At 69.2% G+C, this 21,620-nt stretch carries 18 protein-coding genes; 10 read left to right on the forward strand and 8 right to left on the reverse strand.

Going from position 1 to position 21,620, the window contains the following annotated elements; genetic code table 11:
• Nucleotides 1–41 precede the first annotated feature (41 nt).
• The 4 genes from ACF8ML_RS21270 to ACF8ML_RS21285 all read right to left on the reverse strand — a co-directional run bounded on the left by ACF8ML_RS21270 (nt 42) and on the right by ACF8ML_RS21285 (nt 7,061).
• Nucleotides 42–1,550, reverse strand: coding sequence for an aldehyde dehydrogenase family protein (locus ACF8ML_RS21270; RefSeq protein ID WP_392407890.1), 1,509 nt, complete (start codon nt 1,548–1,550; stop codon nt 42–44).
• 43 nt (nt 1,551–1,593) lie between these two features.
• Nucleotides 1,594–2,475 carry a transporter gene (locus tag ACF8ML_RS21275; protein ID WP_154834490.1) on the reverse strand — a complete coding sequence of 294 codons (882 nt, stop codon included), beginning with the start codon at nt 2,473–2,475 and terminating at the stop codon, nt 1,594–1,596.
• A gap of 121 nt (nt 2,476–2,596) precedes the next feature.
• On the reverse strand, nt 2,597–4,720 hold the full coding sequence (locus ACF8ML_RS21280) for a PQQ-dependent dehydrogenase, methanol/ethanol family (RefSeq protein ID WP_310039845.1): 2,124 nt from the start codon (nt 4,718–4,720) through the stop codon (nt 2,597–2,599).
• 142 nt (nt 4,721–4,862) lie between these two features.
• Entirely contained in the window at nt 4,863–7,061 is a 2,199-nt protein-coding gene (locus tag ACF8ML_RS21285) for a TonB-dependent receptor domain-containing protein (protein WP_392407891.1), read from the reverse strand.
• A gap of 125 nt (nt 7,062–7,186) precedes the next feature.
• Here ACF8ML_RS21285 and ACF8ML_RS21290 point away from each other — a divergent pair, with 125 nt between their 5' ends.
• Nucleotides 7,187–8,353, forward strand: coding sequence for a helix-turn-helix domain-containing protein (locus tag ACF8ML_RS21290; RefSeq protein WP_392407892.1), 1,167 nt, complete (start codon nt 7,187–7,189; stop codon nt 8,351–8,353).
• Here ACF8ML_RS21290 and ACF8ML_RS21295 read toward each other — a convergent pair.
• Entirely contained in the window at nt 8,350–9,258 is a 909-nt protein-coding gene (locus tag ACF8ML_RS21295; protein WP_392407893.1) for a LysR substrate-binding domain-containing protein, read from the reverse strand. The genes ACF8ML_RS21290 and ACF8ML_RS21295 overlap by 4 nt on opposite strands.
• 105 nt (nt 9,259–9,363) lie before the next feature.
• Between ACF8ML_RS21295 and eno the strand changes: the two genes are divergently transcribed.
• The gene (gene eno / locus ACF8ML_RS21300) at nt 9,364–10,689 is read left to right on the forward strand and encodes a phosphopyruvate hydratase (protein WP_392407894.1); all 1,326 of its coding nucleotides are present in this window, start codon (nt 9,364–9,366) and stop codon (nt 10,687–10,689) included.
• Here the strand turns inward: eno and ACF8ML_RS21305 are convergent.
• Entirely contained in the window at nt 10,644–11,603 is a 960-nt protein-coding gene (locus tag ACF8ML_RS21305) for a class I SAM-dependent methyltransferase (RefSeq protein ID WP_071955499.1), read from the reverse strand. The genes eno and ACF8ML_RS21305 overlap by 46 nt on opposite strands.
• Before the next feature lie 166 nt (nt 11,604–11,769).
• Nucleotides 11,770–12,084, reverse strand: coding sequence for a hypothetical protein (locus ACF8ML_RS21310; protein ID WP_016446792.1), 315 nt, complete (start codon nt 12,082–12,084; stop codon nt 11,770–11,772).
• A gap of 163 nt (nt 12,085–12,247) precedes the next feature.
• Between ACF8ML_RS21310 and ACF8ML_RS21315 the strand changes: the two genes are divergently transcribed.
• The 5 genes from ACF8ML_RS21315 (at nt 12,248) to ACF8ML_RS21335 (ending at nt 16,485) form a co-directional block, all read left to right on the forward strand.
• A complete protein-coding gene (locus ACF8ML_RS21315; protein ID WP_338496349.1) occupies nt 12,248–12,967 on the forward strand; it encodes an MGMT family protein in 720 nt (239 codons plus the stop codon).
• Between the two features lie 137 nt (nt 12,968–13,104).
• Complete coding sequence (locus ACF8ML_RS21320; protein WP_016452876.1) at nt 13,105–13,896, forward strand: SDR family oxidoreductase; 792 nt, start codon at nt 13,105–13,107, stop codon at nt 13,894–13,896.
• 117 nt (nt 13,897–14,013) lie between these two features.
• Complete coding sequence (locus ACF8ML_RS21325) at nt 14,014–14,436, forward strand: PaaI family thioesterase (protein WP_016446794.1); 423 nt, start codon at nt 14,014–14,016, stop codon at nt 14,434–14,436.
• 98 nt (nt 14,437–14,534) lie between these two features.
• Nucleotides 14,535–15,551 carry an NADP-dependent oxidoreductase gene (locus ACF8ML_RS21330; RefSeq protein ID WP_207442709.1) on the forward strand — a complete coding sequence of 339 codons (1,017 nt, stop codon included), beginning with the start codon at nt 14,535–14,537 and terminating at the stop codon, nt 15,549–15,551.
• A gap of 28 nt (nt 15,552–15,579) precedes the next feature.
• Nucleotides 15,580–16,485 (forward strand): SDR family oxidoreductase, encoded by a 906-nt coding sequence (locus tag ACF8ML_RS21335; RefSeq protein WP_013802724.1) that lies wholly within the window; start codon nt 15,580–15,582, stop codon nt 16,483–16,485.
• A 3-nt stretch (nt 16,486–16,488) separates the two neighbouring features.
• Here the strand turns inward: ACF8ML_RS21335 and ACF8ML_RS21340 are convergent, their stop codons facing one another.
• The gene (locus ACF8ML_RS21340) at nt 16,489–17,211 is read right to left on the reverse strand and encodes a DUF1566 domain-containing protein (protein ID WP_392407895.1); all 723 of its coding nucleotides are present in this window, start codon (nt 17,209–17,211) and stop codon (nt 16,489–16,491) included.
• Between the two features lie 220 nt (nt 17,212–17,431).
• Here ACF8ML_RS21340 and ACF8ML_RS21345 point away from each other — a divergent pair, with 220 nt between their 5' ends.
• The 3 genes from ACF8ML_RS21345 (at nt 17,432) to ACF8ML_RS21355 (ending at nt 21,616) form a co-directional block, all read left to right on the forward strand.
• Entirely contained in the window at nt 17,432–18,667 is a 1,236-nt protein-coding gene (locus tag ACF8ML_RS21345; RefSeq protein ID WP_013802722.1) for a multidrug effflux MFS transporter, read from the forward strand.
• Nucleotides 18,664–20,088, forward strand: coding sequence for an MFS transporter (locus ACF8ML_RS21350; protein WP_392407896.1), 1,425 nt, complete (start codon nt 18,664–18,666; stop codon nt 20,086–20,088). Before ACF8ML_RS21345 ends, ACF8ML_RS21350 begins: the two co-directional genes overlap by 4 nt.
• A 166-nt stretch (nt 20,089–20,254) precedes the next feature.
• Nucleotides 20,255–21,616, forward strand: a complete 1,362-nt coding sequence (locus ACF8ML_RS21355; protein WP_392407897.1) for an efflux RND transporter periplasmic adaptor subunit — start codon at nt 20,255–20,257, stop codon at nt 21,614–21,616.
• The last annotated feature ends 4 nt before the right edge of the window (nt 21,617–21,620 follow it).

Here is a 21,620-nt window from a genome sequence, read left to right on the forward strand (position 1 = left end):
AGCAGGAGCAGGCGGGCCCGGGGGCAGCCCGCCGCACCCCCTCACAGATTGATGAACACCGACTTGGTCTCCAGGTAGGCATCCAGCGCGGTGCGGCCCATGTCGCGGCCCATGCCGGACTGCTTGTAGCCGCCGAAGGGCATGCCCGGGTCCAGGGTGCTGTGGCAGTTGACCCAGACCGTGCCGGACTGGATCTTGGGGATCAGCCGGTGGACCTTGGACAGGTTGTTGGACCAGATGCTGGCGCCCAGGCCGTAGGGCGTGTCGTTGGCCCAGGCGGCGACTTCGTCGAGGTCGTCATAGGGCATGGCCACGAGCACGGGGCCGAAGATTTCCTCGCGGGCCACGCGGTGGTCGTGCTGCACGCCGGTCATCACCGTGGGCTGCACGAAGTAGCCGCGCTGGCCTGAGCGGGCGCCGCCCGTCACCACCTCGGCGCCCTGGCTGCGGCCTATGTCGATGTAGCTGCAGACGCGCTCCATCTGCTCCTGCGAGACCAGCGGGCCCATCTGCGCGCGGGGGTCCAGGCCATGGCCCAGGGTGAGTTGGGCGGCCTGGTCGGCCACGTCGGCCACCACGCGGTCGAACATGCTCTTGTGCACGTACAGGCGCGAGCCCGCGCAGCAGACCTGGCCATGGTTGAAGAAGATGGCATTGGCCGCACCCGCCGCCGCCGTGGCGGGATCGCAGTCGTCCAGCACGATGACGGGGGACTTGCCGCCCAGCTCCAGCGTGATGCGCGTCATGTTGTCCATGCAGGCATGGCCGATGAGCTTGCCCACCTCGGTCGAGCCCGTGAAGCTGACCTTGTTGACCAGCGGGTGCGAGACCAGGGGCGCACCCGTGCCGGGGCCGTCGCCCGTGACCACGTTGAACACGCCGGGCGGAAAGCCCGCTTCCTGGATCAGCTCGGCCAGCATCAGCGCGGTCAGCGGCGTCTGCTCGGCGGGCTTGAGCACCAGGGTGCAGCCTGCGGCCAGCGCGGGCGCCAGCTTCCAGGTGGCCATGAGCAGGGGGAAGTTCCAGGGCACGACGGCGGCGACCACGCCCACGGGCTCGCGCCGGGTGTAGGTGAACATCTGGGCCTCGGGCGCGAAGGGCACGGAGTGCTCGTGCGTCATGCCTTCGATCTTGGTGGCCCAGCCGGCCATGTAGCGGATGGAGTCGATGGCCATGGCGATGTCCACGGCGCGCGCAATGGCGGCGGACTTGCCGTTGTCCAGCGATTCGACCTCGGCCAGGGCCTGGGCATGGGTCTCCATGAGGTCGGCCAGGCGCAGCATCAGGCGCTCGCGCTCCACGGGGCGCATGCGGCCCCAGGGGCCCAGGTGCAGCGCGCGGTGCGCGGCGCGCACTGCAAGGTCCACGTCCGCCGGGCCGGCGCTGGCGACTTCGGCGAGCACGGCTTCGGTGGCCGGGTTGACGGTGGACAGGCGCTGGCCGGTCTGGGCCGCCACCCATTGGCCGTCGATGAAGAGGTCATGCATGCCCCGGTTGAGGAAGGCGCTGGCGCGCTCGGTGATCTGGTGCTGGATGTCGCTGAGGTTCATGGTGTGCTCCTTGGGGGTGAACGGGAGAAAGGGGGGTGTGGGATCAGAAAACCTGCAGCAGGCGCAGGTTGATGCGGGCGTTCTCCTTGAAGCCCTGGCGCACATGCAGATCGCGGCCCACGGTGGCCAGCAACTGCGTCTTCGGCGCGACAAAGACCGCGCCGCCGAAAGAGACCTTGGTGGTGGACTGGCGGTCGCCTTGCGACACGCCGTTGACCTGGGTCTCGCCGCCCGTCAGGTGCGACAGGCCCAGGCGCAGGTCCGAGGTCTCCGACAGGTGGTAGCGCAGCAGGCCCTGGAACTGGAACTGCGCCTTTTGCTTGAGCGTGGCGCTTTGGGCGCCGAAGTCGTCGTTCTTGCCGAAGACGGTGACATCGGCCGCCAGGTCCATGGTCACGCGCTTGCCCAGCGGCTTGATCCAGCCGGCCTGCAGGGCCGCCTTCCAGCGGTTCTCGCCCAGGCTCAGCGGGTCGTTGCGGTTGTACTGGCCCGTGGGCAGCCAGACAAAGGGGGTGATGCCGAAGTGCTCCTTGTCGCCGGGCTTGGTCAGCCACAGGGTGGCGGCCAGCATCAGGTCGCCCACGCCGGTGTTGCTGCCCATGGCCGCGATATCGCGCGAGGCCGACAGGCGCCCGAAGGGCAGCAGGAACTGCGGGTCGATCACGTAGTCGCCCAGCTTCATGAAGTGCACGCCGCGCGCTATGCCGATGTCCGAGGTCAGCCTCGGCCGTATGGGCGCCTGGTCGCCATTGGCATAGAGGCTGTCCCGCGTGGCGTGCTGGTAATAGACCATGCCCAGCGTGGTGCCGGGCGGCAGGGCGGTGTAGTCGCCCGCGTCGATATCGACGGCGTGGGCATTGAAGGTGGCGCATGCGGCCATGGCTGCCAGGGCCAGGGATGCGCGGGTGAAGGGCTTGGATGGCATGGCGAAGAGTCCGGTCCTTTGTTTTCAGGCAAAGCCCTGCCCAGGCCTGCTGCAGGACAGCAGGGCCGGGGAGGGGGATGGGAGGTTGGGGGAGGGGGAGGGGGAGGGCGGCTCGCGTTGGCTACTTGGGCCGCACCGCGTCAGCCGTGCCCTGGATGAAGGCCTTGATCTTTTCCACGTCGTCCATGCTCAGCTTGCCCGTGAAGTCGGGCATGCCGCGCGACATGGCCGGGCCCTTGAAGATGAACTTGTCCAGGTGCTCGATATAGGCCGGGTCCAGGTAGCCCAGGTTGGGCAGGTTGCCCCCCCGGTCCACGCCGGGCACGCCGTGGCAGAAGGCGCAGTTGCTGACATACAGGGCCGTGCCTTCGGCCACCAGGCTCTTGTCGTAGGGCACGCCCTGCAGCAGCTTGCCCTGCTGGTAGGCGACGAAGGCAGGCGCCTCGGCCTTGCCATCCAGCGCGAAGGTGTAGACCGTGCCCGGGCCCTTGCGCTCGGTGTGGCGCGCGGCCAGGCCGTAGACGCCGCCCCAGCCCACGGCGATGGAGACGTACTGCCGGCCATCGACCTCATAGGTGATGGGTGCGGCCACCACGCCCGTGCCCGTGGGCTTTTCCCAGAGCTTCTTGCCGTTGCGCGCGTCATAGGCCACGAAGCGGCCGTCGGCCGTGCCCTGGAACACCAGGTTGCCCGCCGTGGCCAGCGTGCCGCCGTTCCAGGGCGAGGCATGCTCCACGCGCCAGCGCTCCTTCTGTGCCACCGGGTCCCAGGCGATCAGGCGGCCGAAGGGCGTGCTCTTGGGTGGCTCCATGTTGACCAGCGTGGCCGTATTCCAGCCGATATTGCTGTGCGGCTCGGGCAGGGAGCCGCCGTTGAACTTCCAGTTCTTGTTGTCCTGCAGGGTCAGAGGCACATGCTGGGCCGGCAGGTAGGCCAGGCCCGTGTCGGGGCTGTAGGACATGGAATGCCAGTTGTGCGCGCCGAAGGGGCTGGGGATCACGTCTCGGGCGCGGTCGCCGCTGCGCGCAATCGGTGTCTCGATGGGGCGGCCCTTGGCGTCGTAGCCGCTGGCCCAGTTCACGTCGACGAAGTTCTTGGCCGAGATGAACTGGCCGTTGGTGCGGTCGATGACGAAGAAGAAGCCGTTCTTGGGCGCATGCAGGATGACCTTGCGCGGCTTGCCGCCGATCTTGATGTCGGCCAGCACCATGGGCTGGGTGGAGGTGAAGTCCCAGCTGTCGCCCGGCGTCTCCTGGTAGTGCCAGACGTACTCGCCCGTATCGGGGTTCAGCGCCACGATGCTGGCCAGGTACAGGTTGTCGCCACCGGCCGGGCTGCGCTTGGCTTGCGCCCAGGGCGAGCCGTTGCCCGTGCCGATGTACATGAGGTTGAGCTCGGGGTCATAGGCCATGGTGTCCCAGGCCGTGCCGCCGCCACCGGCCTCCCACCACTTGCCGGCCGGGTCCCAGGTCTTGGCGGCGCGGGCCATGGCCTCGTTCTCGAAGGGCTTGGACGGGTCGCCGGGCACGGTGAACCAGCGCCACTGCTGGGCACCGGTCTCGGCGTCATAGGCCGTGACATAGCCGCGCACGCCGTACTCGGCGCCGCCGTTGCCGATCAGCACCTTGCCCTTGATGACGCGCGGCGCGCCCGTGATGGTGTACGAGTAGGCGCGGTCGATGATGGTGTCCTGCTCCCAGACCTTCTGGCCCGTGGCCGCGTCCAGCGCCACCAGGCGGCCATCGAAGGCGCCCACATACACCTTGCCCTTGTAGACCGCCACGCCGCGGTTGACCACGTCGCAGCAGCCCTTGAAGCCGTTGGCACGGTCCACGCCGGGGTCGTAGCTCCACAGGCGCTTGCCGGTGCGCACGTCCACCGCATGCACCACGCTCCAGCTGGCCGTGACGTACATGATTCCATCGACCACCACGGGCGTGGACTCCACGCCGCGCGTGGATTCCAGGTCATACGACCAGACCAGGCCCAGCCGCTTCACATTGGCCGTGTCCAGCTGCCTGAGTTTGGAAAAGCGCGTCTCGCTGTAGTCCATGCCGTAGCTGGGCCAGTCCTTGGAACTGCGCGCGTTGTCGCGGATGCTCTGCGAGTCGATGCGCGAGGTGACGGCGCGTATGTGCTCGGGCGAGCCTTTGCTTGGCAGGCCGGCCTGTGCCAGCGTGGCGCCGGGAAGGGCCAGCGCCAGGCCGGCGGCCAGCAGCGTGGAGGAAAGCACGTGGGTCTTCATGTTGTCTCGTCTCCTGTGTGGTTTGTTTTTGCGTGCATGGCGCTGGGGGCAAGGGCACCATGTGGGAGACGATAAAAAAAGCGGCCTTCGGTCACAACATTCGGACTTTCCCGGGGGCGGATGTGTACCGCCGTGGAACAGCTCAGAACGTCCGGCTGACCGTCACCCCGGCCGACAGCCCGTGTCCTGCGCCCGGCTCGAAGTACCGCTGGTTGCCCTCGTTGACGATGACCGACCCTGCAAAGCGCCGGTCGAACAGGTTGTCCAGCCGCACAAAGGTCTGGGCGCTCCACTGCTGCCATTGCCGTGACCAGCGCAGGCTGGAACCCCAGACGGTGTAGCCGGCCGCGCGGTCGGTGTTGCGGTCGTTCACGGCCACGGGGCCGCTGTGCAGCATGTCCACGGTCCAGGTCCATTGCGGCGACAGCTGCCAGGCCAGCTCGCTCCACAGGCGGCGCGGCGCGGTGCCGGCCAGGCGTGCGCCGGCGTCCACCGGGGCGGTGGGCGTGGTGCAGGGCGTGGCCTCGCAGGTCAGGAAGCTGTCGCGGTAGCGGGCCTGCAGCAGGGTCAGGGCGGTGCTGGCCGTGAGCGGCCCCCACTGGGCGTTGCCCGAGAATTCCAGCCCCCGGCGCAGCGTGCGGCCTGCGTTCTGGTAGGTGGCGCGCCCGCCCGTGTTGGACAGTACGGTGAGTTCGCGCTGGGTATGGGTCTCGAACAGCGTGAGGTTCCAGCCCGCGTTGCCGTGGCGCCCGCGCAGGCCGACCTCGACGGTGTTGTGGGCGCTGGCGGCCAGGCCGGTGTTCATGCCATTTTGGCCGCCGGGCCGGTAGGCCACTTCGTTGAGCGTGGGCGTTTCCATGCCCCGGCCCACCGATGCGTGCGCCACCAGGTCCGGCAGCAGGTTCACGCGCAGGCCCAGCGAGGGCAGCCAGCCGCGCCAGGCCATGCTGCCGCTGTCGTCGCCATTGCCGGCTGTGATGTAGTGGTCCTCGGAGCGGTAGCGCACGCGCGCCTGGCGCAGGCCGGCGCTCAGGGCCAGGCTCTGCGTGCTCCACTCGGCCTGCAGGTAGGGGTCGGCGGAGCGCGCCTGGTTGCGTTCGTCGCGGCGCAGCCGGCCCTGCACGCCGAGCTGGCTGCCGATGAAGTTCTCGTAGCCGCGCCGGGTTTCGCCCTGCCAGTCGTAGGCCAGGCCTGCCGACCAGTCCAGCCGGCCGCCGGCCACGTCCTCATGGGTGCTGCGCCAGCGCAGGTTCATGCCCGCGTAGTCGCGGTCCAGGTCGATCACGCCGCCTGAATGCGAGGGCGGTGCCTGCGTGGCCACGGGAATGGACTGGTACTGCAGCACGGAGCGCGTACCCGCATAGGCCATGAGTTCCAGGCGCTGGCCCGCGCCGAACTGGTGCTGCCAGGCGGCACCCAACTGGCGCTGGCGCACGCTTTTGCGCGTGTTGAAGCGCAGCGCGCTGGCCGTGGTCTGGCCGGGGTCGGCCTCGAACTCGGCGCGCGTCAGGCCCAGCGGGTCCTGGGCGCTGGCGCGCTGCTCCTGGTACTGCAGCAGCCACTGGTCGTCGCCCTGTTTGCGTGACAGCTTCATGTGGGCCGTGCTGCGGTCGGCGGCCGACTGGGGGCGCATGCCGTCGGTGGCGAAGCGCTCGATGTGGATGGCATAGCGCCATGGGGCGGAGCCGCCATCCGCCTGGTCCGGCTTTCCGCCACCGATCGTGCCGCGCAGCTGGGTGGACAGGCGCCACAGCCCGTCCGGCCCCATGGCCATGCCGCTGCGCCACAGGCCCGGTTCCTCGCCGTCTTCGGTGTACAGCAGCAGTGCACCGCCTGCGCTGTTGCCGTAGAGCACGGCGGCCGGGCCGCGCACCACGTCCAGGCGCGCGGCGTTGCCCAGCGTGAAGTTGGCGGCTTGGCCCTGGCCGTCGGGCGCGCCGGCCGGGATGCCGTCCACGTACAGGCGCAGCCCGCGCACGCCAAAGGTGGAGCGCGCACCGAAGCCGCGCACCGAGATCTGCAGGTCCTGGGCGAAGTTCTGGCGGTTCAGCACCACCAGGCCCGGCACGCGCGCCAGGCTTTCGGACAGGTTGACCTGCATCTGCCCCTCGCGCAGCACCGTGCCGTCCACGCTGTCGATGGCGGCGGTGGCGCGCCACAGGTCGGGGCCGGCGCCGGGCTGGCTGGCCGTGATGACCACGGGGGCGAGCAGGGCCTCGCTGGAGTCCTGCGCTGCGTTTGCCGCCTGGGCGGGCAGGGCGTGCAGCGTGCAGGCCAGTGCGGCGCCCAGGGTGGGCAGGGCGGGCCGGGGGTGTCTTGTGCTGTGTGGGGAGCGTGTCATTGCGGGCGGGCCTGTGGCGATGCCCGAGGTTACCGAGCCCAGCAATCCGTTCCAACACGGGTGATTTCCCTAGTGCTGTCCTGTGCCGTGGCGGAACAACAATCGCGGCAGTTTTGATGTCCGTCATGCAACAGCCGCCTCCCGCCCCACTGCCCTCCAACCCCTTCTATGCCTCGCGCCAGGACCGGGTGGCGCTGGCGCGCGAGCGCTATTTCGAGCGCGGCGAGCGCCCATCGGGCCTGGTGTCCGAGCCCGTGCTGCAGTCCTGGACGCGCTGCCTGGGCGCCAGCCGCAGCCCCGACGAGAAGATCAGCTTCGACCCGGTCAGCAAGATCCGCACGGCCACCTTGCTGACCCACAACCGCGCGCTGATCGAGGCGGCGCGCGACCCCATCGCCGAACTCGAAACCGTGATCGCGGGCAGCCAAGCGCGCGCCATGCTCACCTGCAGCGAGGGCGTGGTGCTGATCGCCTCGCGCCCCACGCCGGGCGATGGCCCGCTGCTGCTCACTGCGGCTCGCGTGGGCGTGAACATTGCCGAGGATGCCGTGGGCACGGGCGCACCCGGCGTGGCCGTGCGCACGGGCGAGGTCTGCCATGTGCGTGGCGGCGAGCATTTCTTTCGCTGCCTGGCCTCGCTGCACTGCGCGGCCGCGCCCGTGCGCGACGCCAGCGGGCGTACCGTGGCCATGCTGGACCTGAGCAGCGAGGCGGGCCCCTTTCGCTTCGATGCGGGCGCCATGGCCCACATGTACGCCACCTGCATCGAGAACCGGCTGCTGGTGGGTGCCGCCCGCAGGCACCTGCTGCTGCGCTTCCAGTCCAGCCGCAGCATGTTCGGCACGCCGCTGGAAGGGCTGGCCGCTGTGGATGGCGACGGCATGGTGCGCTGGTTCAACGGCGTGGGTGCCCAACTGTTCGATAGCCCGCGCCGGCCCGCCGAGGGGATGGCGGCAGAGGAAGTCTTCGGCCTGGGCCTGAACCAGTTGCTGGAGCTGGCCCACCACGGCCAGGCGCGCCCGCAGATGCTGCCCACCGGGCTGACGCTGTGGATGCAGGTGCAGCTGGATGAGGCATCTTCCCAGGTCGAGGAGGTACTACCGGCCATCGAGGCCCTGCCGCCGCCCGCCGAGGCGCCGTCCGAGGCACCGTCCTCCCTGGGCGAGGCCAGCCGCGAGCTGATCGAGCAGGCCCTGGCCCGCTGCCAGGGCAATATCTCGCAGGCCGCCCGCATGCTGGGCGTCTCCCGCGGGCTGCTGTACCGGCGCCTGCGGGAGTGGGGGCGGCTTTAGCTGGCCAGCGCGCTGCGCATCCATTCGATGAAGACCCCTGCCTGGGCGGGCAGCGCACGCCCTGCGGCGGGCACGGCGCGCAGGCCGCCCTCGAAGGGCACGAAGCCATGGGGCGCCACCAGCAGCCCCTCCTGGAGCTCGCGTGCGATCAGCCGCTGCTCCACGAGGGCAACGCCCAGGCCCGACAGTGCTGCCTCTATGCACAGGTGGGTGTGCGGGAACGCCAGCGTCTCGCCCAGGGCCACGGGCTGGCCCGTCAGGGCTTCCCACTGGTTCCAGGCGCTGGCCGTGTACTCATGTGCAATGCGCGCGCGGTTGGCGGGCCGGCGCCGGGCATAGGCCGGCGTGCAGACTGCGCCGAAGTGCACGGGCGCCAGTTCGATGGCGCGGCGGCGGTCTGCCTCGCCGTAGGTGGACAGGTCCCAGGCAATGATCAGGTCGGCGCCTTCATTGCGCATCTCGCGCGCCGAGGTCATGGACAGACGGATGCGGATATGCGGGTGGCAGCGGTAGAACACCGCCAGCTGCGGCACCAGCCAGCGCATGGCAAAGGTGGCGCTGCAGGCTACATGCAGCCCCGGTGCCTGGGCGTCGCGCGCCAGCTGGGCATAGGCGGCCTCCAGCTGGTCGAAGGCCGTGCGCACCGAGGCATGGAAGGCGGCACCCGCCTCGGTCAGGCGCAGGCCCGTGCCTTCTTTCTCGAACAGCGCCGCGCCCGCATGCTCCTGCAGCAGGCGCAGGTGGCGGCTGATGGCACCGTGGCTGCGGCACAGTTCCTCGGCCGCGCGGGTCACCGAGCCGGTACGGGCAATGGCCTCGAAGGCGCGCAGGGCGGCCAGCGGTGGCAGTTGTCTCATGGCAATCAATTCGTCAGAAAAGCTGACGCATGGGCAGAAAAACTGCATTGTCCCGCATCGCCGTGATTTCTAGCATGGAGGCCTGTTCATTGGAGTTGTGCAGGCTTGCCAACTCCTTTGCACAGTTCAATTTATTGACGAAAAGGAGTTTCCATGCAGATCACCGATATCGCGGCCCATGAGGCGCTGGACAGCCGGGGCCACCCCACCGTGGAGGTCGAGGTCGAACTGGAGGACGGCGCGCGCGGCCTGGCCCTGGTGCCCTCGGGCGCCTCCACGGGGCGGCACGAGGCGCTGGAGCGGCGCGACGGCGATGCCTCGCGCCACCTGGGCAAGGGCGTGCTGGGGGCGGTGCAGGCCGTCAACACCGAGCTGCGCGATCTGCTGATCGGCATGCAGGCAGACGCCCAGGGCCGTATCGACACGGCCATGATGGCGCTGGACGGCACGCCCGGCAAAAGCCGGCTGGGCGCCAACGCGCTGCTGGGCGTGTCGCTGGCCGTGGCCCGCGCGGCGGCGGCCAGCCAGCGCATGCCGCTGTGGCGGCACATGGGCGGTGCCCAGGCGCGCGTGCTGCCCGTGCCCATGATCAATGTCATCAACGGTGGCGCCCATGCCGACAATCCGCTGGACTTCCAGGAGTTCATGCTGCTGCCGGTGGGGGCGGACAGCTTCGGTGAGGCGCTGCGCATGGGCGCCGAGGTCTTCCACACGCTGCGCCATGCGCTCAAGGCCGCAGGCCACAGCGTCAACGTGGGCGACGAGGGCGGCTTTGCGCCCGCCCTGCGCAGCGCGCCCGAGGCGCTGGACCAACTGATGGCCGCCATCGAGCGCGCCGGCCTGCGCCCCGGCAGGGACATCGCCCTGGCCCTGGACCCGGCCGCCAGTGAATTCCATGGCGAGGACGGCTACCGCTACGCGGGCGAGGGCCTGGTGCGCAGCCGCCAGCAGCAGGTGGACTACCTGGCGCAACTGGTGGAGCACTACCCCATCGTCTCCATCGAGGACGGCATGGCCGAGGACGATATCGAGGGCTGGCAGGCCCTGGGCCGACGCCTGGGCGGACGCTGCCAGCTGGTGGGCGACGATGTGTTCTGCACGAACCCCGGCCTGTTCGAGGGCGGCATTGCCCGGGGCGTGGGCAACGCCATCCTGGTCAAGATCAACCAGATCGGCACGCTGACCGAGACCTGGGACGTGCTGCGCCTGGCGCATGGCGCAGGCTACGGCGTGGTGATGTCGCACCGCTCGGGCGAGACCGAGGACACCAGCATTGCCGACCTGGCCGTGGCCGCCCAGTGCGCGATGATCAAGACCGGCTCGCTATCGCGCGCCGACCGCACGGCCAAGTACAACCGGCTGCTGCGCATCGAGCGCGAACTGGGCCCGGCCGCCGTCTATGCGGGGCGCCGTGCGCTCAAGGGCCGGGCGGGTCAGGAAGCCGTGTCGGCCGCTGCGGGTGTTGCGGGCGCCCTGTAGACCAGCACCTTGAGGCTGCGCTCGGCGTCGATGTCGGCGAAGGTGGCCGGATTGGCCAGGCGCTCGACGAACTCCAGCTCGGGGGCCACTTCCTGCATCTGCGATGTCAGGAACTGCGTGCCCATCTCGGGCGCGTTCAGGCACAGCAGCACATGGCCGCCGGGGCGCAGCAGGTCGGGCAGGCGGCGCATCAGGCGGGCATAGTCCTTGGTGGCGACGAAGCTGCCCTTCTGGTAGCTGGGCGGGTCCACCACGATCAGGTGGTACGGCCCGCCGCGCGTGATCTTGCCCCAGCTGCTGAAGATGTCGTGGGCCAGGAAGCTGGCGCCCGACAGATCGTTGAGCCGGTGGTTCTGCTGGCCCGTGGCCAGCGCGCCCTGGGCCATGTCCATGTTCATCACATGGCGCGCCCCGGCCTGCAGGGCCACCACCGAAAAGGCGCAGGTGTAGGCGAACAGGTTGAGCACCTTGATGCCATGGCGGTGCTCGGGATGGTTGGCCACATGCGCGTGCACCCAGCGCCGGCCTTCGGCCATGTCCAGAAACAGGCCGTGGTTCTGGCCGCGCAGCACCTGCACGCGGTAGCGCGTGCCGGCCTCGGTGACGATGTGCGGGTCTGGCACTTCGCCGGCCATGAGCCGGGTTTCGGCGGGCGCGGCGGGCTGGCGCAGCTGGTAGACCCAGTTCAGGGGCTGGTCCGGTGCCAGTTCGCTCCAGCGCAGTGACAGCGCTGTGCCGATGGCGGCCAGGGCGTCATCGTCCAGCGGCTGGAAGCTGGTGAGCACCAGTACGGGCGGGAAGGCATCGAGCACCAGATGCTCGCAGCCCGGGTACAGGCCGCCACGGCCGTGGAAGATGCGTTGGGCGTCGGAGGGCAGGGCCATCCGGGCGATGGCGTCGAGCAGGGCTTGCATGGGAAAGGCTGGATCTGGCAGGGGCGCCGGGCATGCCCGGTGGAACCGCTTGGAACCAGGCAGGGGCCGACGAAAAGGTCTGCCAGTGTATGCAGTTTGGGGCCCAGCCCAGGCAAACCCGGGCAAACCTGGTTTCAGGCCCCATTCAGCCGTGCTGCGGGCAGGCTCAATGCCGCCAGCCGCGGCGCACCTCGAAGAAGCTGCACTCGCCATCGCCCAGTCCCTGCATGCCGGCCTCGGTGGCGGCGCGGGCGGCTTTCATCCAGCGGGTGAAGGCGAGCTTGGCGTCTTCGCTGATTTCCTCTGGAGGCATGTCCTCCAGCCCCTGTACAAGCGACAGGGTTTCGCTGACCTGCTCGGCACTGCCGAGCTGGCGTTCCAGCACGCGGGCATAGCGTGCCTCGGCCTTGTTGCGTTCCTGCTCGGGCAGGTTGGGGTAGTCACACAAGGTGACGGTGAAGGCGGCTTCTTGCATGTCCATGGTTCATGAGATGAGGATGATGACTGGCGAAATATACAGTAATAACTGGCTGCACATCCAGTATTTATCCAGTGTTTTTTTACAGTGTCGTGCCGGTGGGGTCGCTGCGGGCAGCGGCGGCAGCCATGCGGCCACAATCGCCTGCAAGGAGAAAACCACCGCCATGACGAACGAATCGACCACGGGCAGCCCGGCCTGGGACCCCGAAGCCACGGGCCATGCGCTGTTTGCCACGCGCTTGGGACCCTGCGGCGTGGCCTGGGGCGAATGCGGCCTTGCGGCCTTTCAGTTGCCCGAGGTGGACGGCCCGGCTGCCACGCGCACGCGCATGCTGCGCGGCGTGCAATCGCGCAGGCCCGGCAGCTATGCGGCAGCGGTGCGCGCCGAGGACCTGCCGGCCAGCGTGGCACAGGCCATCGCCGGCGTGCAGGTGCTCATGGCGGGCCATGGCGAATGGACCGTGGAGCCTTCCGCGCCCAGCGCGCAGCAGTTGCGTGACGGCCCGGTGCTGCCCGACCTGCGGGCACGGCGCATGCTGCCCGCAGGCCAGGCATTGCCGGATCTGGCCGAGCTGGCGCTGGACTGGCACGGCGTGTCGGAATTTCACCGCCGCGTCTATGAGCTGACGCGTGCCATTGCTCCCGGCCATACGCGCACCTATGGCGAGATCGCGCGCGAGCTGGGCGAGGTGGGCCTGTCGCGCGCCGTGGGACAGGCGCTGGGCCTCAACCCCTTCGCGCCCGTGATTCCCTGCCACCGCGTGCTGGCCGCCGGCGCCCAGCCGGGCGGTTTTTCGGGCGGCGCAGGTGCGCTGACCAAGCTGCGCATGCTGGAGATCGAGGGTGCGGCCTGGGGCGGCACGCGCTCGCTGTTCGGGGATTGACGGGCCGGACACGCATGTGACATGCGGCACGGCGGGGCGGCTTGCACAATCGCCGCTGCAGGCCGTCCCGGCAAGGGAGGGCCGCCCTCCATTCCACCCATGACCGGCACACAAGACCCGGACCAGGAGACAGACGAATGACTCGCAATGTGCAGCAACTTTTCGACCTCACCGGCAAGACGGCCCTGGTGACCGGCGGCTCGCGCGGCCTGGGCCTGCAGATGGCCCATGCGTTGGGCGAGGCGGGCGCCAGGATCATGCTGAGTTCGCGCAAGGCCGCCGACCTGGAGGAAGCCGCCGCCGAGCTGCAGGCCGCCGGCATCGACGCCCGCTGGATTGCCGCCGACTGCGCCAACGAGGCCGATATCGAGCGCCTGGCCGCCGAGACGCTGGAGCGCCTGGGCCAGGTGGACATCCTCATCAACAACGCGGGCGCCAGCTGGGGCGCGCCGGCCGAGGAGCACCCCGTGGCCGCCTGGGACAAGGTGATGAACCTCAACGTGCGCGGCTACTTCCTGCTGAGCCAGCAGATCGCGCGGCGCAGCATGATCCCGCGCAAGACCGGGCGCATCATCAACCTGGCCTCCATCGCAGGCCTGGGCGGCAACCCGCTGGGCATGAAGACCATTGCCTACAACACCTCCAAGGGAGCCGTCATCAACTTCACGCGCGCGCTGGCCGGCGAGTGGGGCGTGCATGGCATCACCGTCAACGCCATCTGCCCGGGCTTTTTCAAGACCAAGATGGCCAGCGTGCTGATCGAGACCCTGGGCGAGGACGAGATGAAATCCCATGCCCCGCTGCGCCGCCTGGGCGACGACGAGGACCTCAAGGGCCTGACCCTGCTGTACGCCAGCGACGCGGGCAAGCACATCACGGGCCAGTGGATGGCCGTGGACGGCGGCGTCAGCGCCCTGGTGGGCGGCTGAACGCGGCGGCGCTGATGCCGAGGTGACAGTTTTTCCCGCAGATCGTGCCGCCGCGCGCCATGGTGCCTTCGGGCGCCCTTATGCTCGCCTGCATTGCGATCTGAACTGGAGAATTTCGTGCTGGATTTTGGCCACCCCATCCCCTTCGTCGACCACCTGGGTTTCACCCTGCACCGCATGGAGGACGGGGAGTCCGAACTGCGCTTCGAGGCGCGTCCCGAGCACCTGAACACCTTTGACGTGACCCACGGCGGCGCCACCATGACCCTGCTGGACGTGACCATGGCCGTGGCCGCGCGCAGCCTGCAGCGCGACATGGGCTGCGTGACCATAGAGATGAAGACCAGCTTCATGCAGCCGGCGCGCGGCCCCCTGGTGGCCAAGGGCGTGGTGCTGCACCGCACGCGTTCCATGGCCTATACCGAGGCGCGCGTGTTCGATGCCTCGGGCCGGCTGTGCAGCCATGCGACCGGAACGTTCAAGTACATGCCGCGCGTGGCCAAGCCGGCCGCCGCCGAGACAACCCTCGCCACGGACTGATCCGAACGGCGAATCTGCCAGATACCCAATGCCACACGCCAGCCCCGGCAGCACCGGGAACTGGTTCCATTGTTTGTGATGCCACCGGAGGTTTTCCCATGCCCGTGAACCAGCAGATACTGCTCGACAACCGCCCCGAGGGCGAAGCCGTGGAAAGCAATTTCCGCCTTGTCAGTACCGAGACCCCGGCGCTGGCCGAAGGCCAGGTGCTGGTGCGCCACCACTACCTGAGCCTGGACCCCTACATGCGCGGCCGCATGAATGACAGCAAGAGCTATGCCCAGCCCCAGCCGCTGGGCGAGGTCATGATCGGCGGCACCGTGGGCGAGGTGGTGGAAAGCCGCCATCCCAAGTTTGCCGTTGGCGACAAGGTCGTGGGCATGGGCGGCTGGCAGGAATACAGCGTGGTCGATGGCGATGCGCCCGGCATGCTGCGCAAGGTGGACACCACCCATGTGCCGCTGTCGCACTACCTGGGCGCCGTGGGCATGCCCGGCGTGACGGCCTGGTACGGCCTGGTCAAGATCATCGCCCCCAAGGCCGGCGAGACCGTGGTGGTCAGCGCCGCCACGGGCGCCGTGGGCAGCGCGTTTGCGGCCCTGGCCAAGGCGCGCGGCTGCCGCGTGGTGGGCATTGCGGGCGGCCCCGAGAAGTGCCGCTACGCCACCGAGGAGCTGGGCTTCGACGCCTGCATCGACTACCGCGAGCACCCCGACACCAAGACCATGGCCAAGGCGCTCAAGGACGCCTGCCCGCAGGGCATCGACGGCTACTTCGAGAACGTGGGCGGCTACATCCTCGACGCCGTGCTGCTGCGCACCAACGCCTTTGCGCGCATCGCGCTGTGCGGAATGATCGCCGGCTACGACGGCACGCCGCTGCCCATGACCAATCCCGCGCTCATCCTGATCAACCGCATCCGCATCGAAGGCTTCATCGTCAGCGAGCACATGGAAGTATGGCCCGAGGCGCTGCAGGAACTGGGCCGCCTGGTGGGCACCGGCAAGCTGCGCCCGCGCGAGAGCATTGCCGAAGGCATTGCCTCCGCACCTTCCGCTTTCCTGGGTCTGCTCAAGGGCAAGAACTTTGGAAAGCAACTCGTCAAATTGATCTGAACCACCACAAAAACCAGGAGACAAGGGAATGATCAAGAACTTCAAGGGCAAGACGGCGGTGCTGACGGGCGCAGGCTCGGGCTTCGGCCTGGAGTGCGCGCGCATCGGCGCGAAGCTGGGCATGAACCTGGTGCTGGTCGATGTGCAGCAGGAAGCGCTGGACAGGGCTGCCGCCGAGTTCGAAGGGCAGGGCGTGCGCGTGCTGGCACGCCGCGTGGATGTGTCCGACGCAGCCCAGATGCAGGCCCTGGCCGATGAGGTGCGCCAGCAGTTCGGCGCGCCGCACTTCGTGTTCAACAACGCAGGCGTGGGCGCGGGCGGGCTGGTCTGGGAGAACACGCTGGAAGATTGGCAGTGGGTGCTGGGCGTCAACCTCTGGGGCGTGATCCACGGCGTGCGGCTGTTCACGCCCATGATGCTGGAGGCGGCCAAGGCCGACCCGTCCTTCGAGGGCCACATCGTCAACACGGCCAGCATGGCCGGCCTGCTGGCGCCTCCCAACATGGGCATCTACAACGTCAGCAAGCATGCGGTAGTGAGCCTGACCGAGACGCTGTACCAGGACCTGGCCCTGGTCTCCGACCAGATCAGCGCCAGCGTGCTGTGCCCCTTCTTCGTGCCTACGGGCATCAGCCACAGCGAGCGCAACCGGCCCAGCCATCTGGCCGCCCAGCCGCTGACGGCCAGCCAGAAGATCGGCCAGGCCATGAGCGAGAAGGCCGTGGGCTCGGGCAAGGTCACGGCCCCCGATGTGGCGCAGAAGGTTTTCGACGCCATTGCGGCCAACCAGTTCTACATCTACAGCCATCCGCAGGCGCTGGGCTCGGTCCAGACCCGCATGGAGGATGTGGTGCAAGGGCGCAATCCCACCGATCCGTTCGCGCACAAGCCCGAACTGGGCGCCAGCTTGAAGGCCTCGCTGCGCGCGGCCTGAGCGTCAGTCCTCCTCGTCCGGGTCCGGCCTGTGGGGGGCCGGCCTGGCGGGAGCCTCGGCCTTTTCATCGGGCGGCGCGGAGGGCAGGGGCCGCACCAGCCGCACCATGAGCTGGTTGCCGCGCCCCATGTCGGGCCGCGTCTCCAGGCTGTCGAGGTCAATCGCCCAGGCCTGCTGGGCCGACAGCTGCGTACCGGCACTGCCCGAGATGTTGCTGTAGTTGTAGGGATTGACGGGCCGCGCGTTCACGGCTGCCGTGCCCGTCCAGTGCCAGCCGCGCGGCGCGCCCGGAAACAGCTCGGGCGACAGGCCTTGCGGCCGTATATCGCGCGAGATCAGCCGGCGCATCTCGTTGACGCGCGGCAGCCGCCAGCGCACGCCGTCCTGCTTGGCCCGCTCGGCGGCCAGGGCCTGCGCCTGCTTGTGCGTGAACAGCTCAGGCAGGCCCGTGCAGGTCTTGCCATTCCACTGCATGCCTTCCACGCAGCGCGGCCACAGCAGGCGGGCGCGCCGGTCGATCACGTCGCGGCCGTCTTCGGATACTTCCAGCACAGGAGCGGCGCCGGGCCTGGGGCCGCGCTGTGCATCCTGTTGTGCCTCCTGCTGTGTCTCTCGCTGCGCTGCCTGGGCAGAACCCAGCGTGCAGACACCCAGCAGCAGGGCGGCGAGCAGGGGCCCTGGCAATGCATTCAGGGCCGGTGGAAGGGAAGGCAGGGATGGGCGCATGGTGTGTTGCAGTGGCGATGGCAGATGCAGCGATGAAAAGGTGTGTTGGCCTCTCGGGTGGCAATCTCGTTTCAGAGCGTAACAGGATTGCGGGCTTCTGAATTTGTGCCACGGCAAGCTGCCACCGTCAGGTGCGCGGGGCTGCATGCCCAGGAAATGTGAGCAGCCTCCTGCAGCCCCGCGCGCTTGCCGCCACAATGGCGCGTCTATGTCTGCGTCTATGCCTTCCTCTTCTCCCGCTTCCCCTGATTCCCACACACTGCGCCTGGTGCTGATCCTGGGCCTGCTCTCGGCCATCGGTCCGTTTGCCATCGACATGTACCTGCCCGCGCTGCCCCAGATCGGCAGCAGCCTGGGTGCCCAGGTGGGCGCGGTGCAGGCCAGCCTGACGGCCTTCTTCCTCTCGCTGGGCGTGGGCCAGCTGCTGTACGGGCCGGTCTCGGACATGGTGGGGCGCAAGCCGCCGCTGTACTTCGGCCTGACCGTGTTCGCGCTGGCCAGCGTGGGCTGCGCCATGGCCACCAGCATCGAGACGCTGGTGGTGCTGCGCTTCATCCAGGGCCTGGGCGCGGCCGCCGGAATGGCCGTGCCGCGCGCCGTGGTGCGCGACCTGCACACCGGCCACGCGGCGGCCCGCATGATGTCGCTGCTGATGCTGGTGTTCAGCGTCTCTCCCATCCTGGCGCCGCTGGCCGGCAGCGGCGTGATCGCCGTGAGCAGCTGGCGCGGCGTGTTCTGGGCCGTGGCCGTGGCGGCCGTGATCGGCCTGGTGGCCGTGTTCATGGGCCTGAAGGAAACGCGCGGGGCCGCCGCGCGGCTGGACAGCAGCGTGGCCGGCGCACTGCGCGCCTACGGCGTGCTGCTGCGCGACTGGCATTACCTGGGCCTGGTCTTCATCGGCGGCTGCGCCATGGCGGGCTTTTTCGTCTACCTGGCTGGCTCCCCCTTTGTGCTGATCAATTACTACGGACTGAGCTCCACCCAGTACAGCCTGGCCTTCGGGCTGAACGCCATCGCCTTCATCGGCGCGGCGCAGTTCACGGGCTGGCTGGGCCAGCGCTTCGGGCTGGTGCGCGTGGTCAAGGTGGCGGCCACCGGCTCGGGCCTGGTGATGCTGTCGCTGCTGTCGTACTACCTGCTGGGTGGTGAGCGGCTGGCCGTGCTGATCGGCCTGTACTTTGTGGCCAGCGCGCTGATGGGGCTGGTGATTCCGACGACCTCGGTGCTGGCGCTGGAGGAGCACGGCGCCATTGCCGGCACGGCCTCGGCGCTGCTGGGTACGCTGCAGATGCTGTCGGGCGCCGCGGCCATGCAGATCGTGGGCCTGTTCTCCACGGGCAAGCCCCTGCCCATGGTGGTGGGCATGGCCACGGGCGCGCTGATCGGTGTGGCCCTGGCCTGGATCACGCTGGGCGGTGCGCGTGCCCATCGCGTGGGCGCAAAGGACCATTCATGAGCCTGGCACCCGCGGCAGAGGCTGCGCCTGTCCACGATGGACTTCCGTCAGGCCCTCGCGGCCAGGCGATGCTGGTCATCATCCTGGGGCTGACGCTGTCGGTGCTGGACAGCACCCTGGTCAATCTGGCACTGCCGGCCATGGCGCGCGAGCTGCAGGCCAGCTCGGCCCATACGCTGTGGGTGGTCAATTCCTACCAGCTTGCCAGCCTGGTGCTGCTGCTGCCGCTGGCGGCCCTGGGCGAACGCCTGGGCTACCGCCGCGTGTATCTGGTGGGCATGCTGGTGTTTTCCGTGGCCTCGCTGGCGGCCATGCTGGCCACGTCGCTGCCCACGCTGGTGGCGGCGCGGGCGCTGCAGGGCCTGGGCGCTGCGGGTGTGATGAGCGTCAACGCCGCCCTGGTGCGGCTGATCTATCCGCGTGCCCTGCTGGGGCGGGGCATGGCCGTGAATTCGCTGGTGGTGGCCACGGCATCCATGGCCGGGCCCTCGGTGGCGGCAGCGATTCTGTCGGTGGCCAGCTGGCCCTGGCTGTTTGCGGCCAATCTGCCGCTGGGCCTGTTCACGCTGTGGCTGGGGCGCCGCGCGCTGCCGGTCAATGCCGTGGCCGGCCATGCAGGGGCGCGGCTGTCGCCGCTGGATGTGCTGCTCAACATCCTCATGTTCAGCCTGATCTTCCTGGGCGGCGAGCAGCTGGGCGTGCGCGCCGGCGGTGCCGATTCCTCCCTGCCTTCGGGCTGGTGGCTGTTGGGCGCGGGCCTGCTGGTGGGTGCCTGGTATGTGCGCCGCCAGTGGCGCCTGCCCGCGCCGCTGCTGCCGGTGGACCTGCTGCGTATTCCGGTGTTTGCGCTGTCCATGTGCGGATCGGTCAGCGCCTTTTGCGCGCAGATGCTGGCCTACCTGGCGCTGCCGTTCCTGCTGCTGGAGTCGCACGGCATGTCGCCCATCGAGGCCGGGCTGCTGATCACGGCCTGGCCGCTGGCCACGGTGCTGACGGCGCCCATCGCGGGCCGGCTCATCGGCCGCTATGCGGACGGGCTGCTGGGCGGCATCGGCATGGCCATGTTCGCCTGCGGGCTGTGGGCGCTGGCGGCCATGCCCGATGCGCCTTCGACCGTGGACATGGTCTGGCGCATGCTGCTGGCGGGCAGCGGCTTTGCGCTGTACCAGTCGCCCAACAACCACACCATCGTGACCACGGCGCCCCTGGCGCGCAGCGGCGCGGCCGGCGGCATGCTGAGTTCGGCGCGGCTCACGGGGCAGACCCTGGGCGCCGTGGTGCTGGCCACCATCTTCACCTTCGCGGGCGGGCATGGCGGCCATGCCGAAATCGTGGCCCTGGCCGTGGCGGGCTGCTTTGCGGCCATGGCGGGCGTGTTCAGCATGCTGCGCGTGCGCACGGCGCCCGCCGCCAGGCACTGAACAGACCGGCAAATGGCATTGAACTTGCATGTGTCGGCGCGCTCCGACACCTGCATCATCCTGGATGGTCTTGCCACGAGACTGCGGTGGCATGCCATCCACTTTACAAACAAGAAATATGGGCACTGCACAATCGTGCGATGCCCCCAACGACTTCGCTGTTCCTATGAATTTTGACGTGCCTCTTTCGCCGAGTACGCGCCTTGCGGCGCCTTCCGATTCCCAGCCCGGCGCAGGGCACGCACAACCTTCTGCCTCGCTTGCACGCAGCAAGCGCCCCGGTGCTGCCGTGCTGTGCGCGCTGGCACTGGCCGCCAGCCTGGCCGCCTGCTCCAGGCAGGATGCAGCGCCCGCCGCCGCAGCCAAGGCTGCGCCCGAGGTGGGCGTGGTCACGCTGCAAAAGCAGAGCCAGCAGCTGGAGGCCACGCTGCCGGGCCGCACACGCGCCTCGCTGACCGCCGAGGTGCGGCCCCAGGTCTCGGGCATCGTGCAAAAGCGCCTGTTCACCGAAGGCGCCCTGGTGCGCCAGGGCCAGCAGCTCTACCAGATCGACGCGGCCTCGCTGCGCGCCACCGAGGCCAGCGCCCAGGCGGCCCTGGCCAAGGCCGAGGCCAGCGCCCGCACGCTGGAGGCCACAGCGCGGCGCAATGCCGAGCTGGTCAAGATCGATGCCATCAGCCAGCAGGCGTTTGAAGAAAGCCAGGCCGCTGCCGCCCAGTCGCGCTCTGACGTGGCCGTGGCCAAGGCCAATCTGGAGACCGCGCGCATCAACCTCAAGTACAGCCGCATCGAGGCGCCCATCAGCGGGCGCATCAGCCTGTCCACCGTGACGCCGGGCGCGCTGGTGACGGCCAACCAGACCGAGGCGCTGACCTCCATCGTGCAGCTGGACCCCATGTATGTGGACTTCACCCAGTCCACCAGCGAGCTGCTGCAGCTCAAGCGCGACTGGGATGCCGGGCGCTTCCAGAAGGTGGAGGGCGACAAGGTCGCCGTGCGCATCCGCCTGGACGATGGCACGGACTACAGCCACCAGGGCAAGCTGCAGTTTGCCGGCGTGATCGTCAATGCCACCACGGGCAGCGTGACGCTGCGCGCCGTGGTGCCCAACCCGCAGGGCGTTCTCATGCCGGGCATGTATGTGCAGGCGCTGCTGCCCACGGGCCTGGCGCCCGAGGCGCTGCTGGTGCCCCAGCAGTCGGTGACGCGCGACCTGACCGGCAAGGCCAGCGTGCTGGTGGCCAAGGCCGACGACGTGATCGAGCGCCGGCCCGTGAACATCGACCGCGCCGTGGGCAATATGTGGCTGCTGCAGGACGGCCTGTCGGCCGGCGAACGCGTGGTGGTCGATGGCTTCCAGCGTATCAAGCCCGGCGACAAGGTGCGCGCCGTGGAAGTGGACCTGCGCGCCAAGGCCCAGGCCCGCAAGGGCAAGCCGGCCGACGGGCCGGCAGCACCTGGCGCTGCGGACAAGGCGCCTGCTACAGCTCCTGCACCGGCAGCGGCTCCTGCTCCGGCCGCCGGCTAAGCCG

The sequence above is a fragment of the Delftia sp. WSY_10 genome (assembly GCF_043104705.1).
Classification (GTDB): Bacteria; Pseudomonadota; Gammaproteobacteria; order Burkholderiales; family Burkholderiaceae_C; genus Comamonas; species Comamonas tsuruhatensis.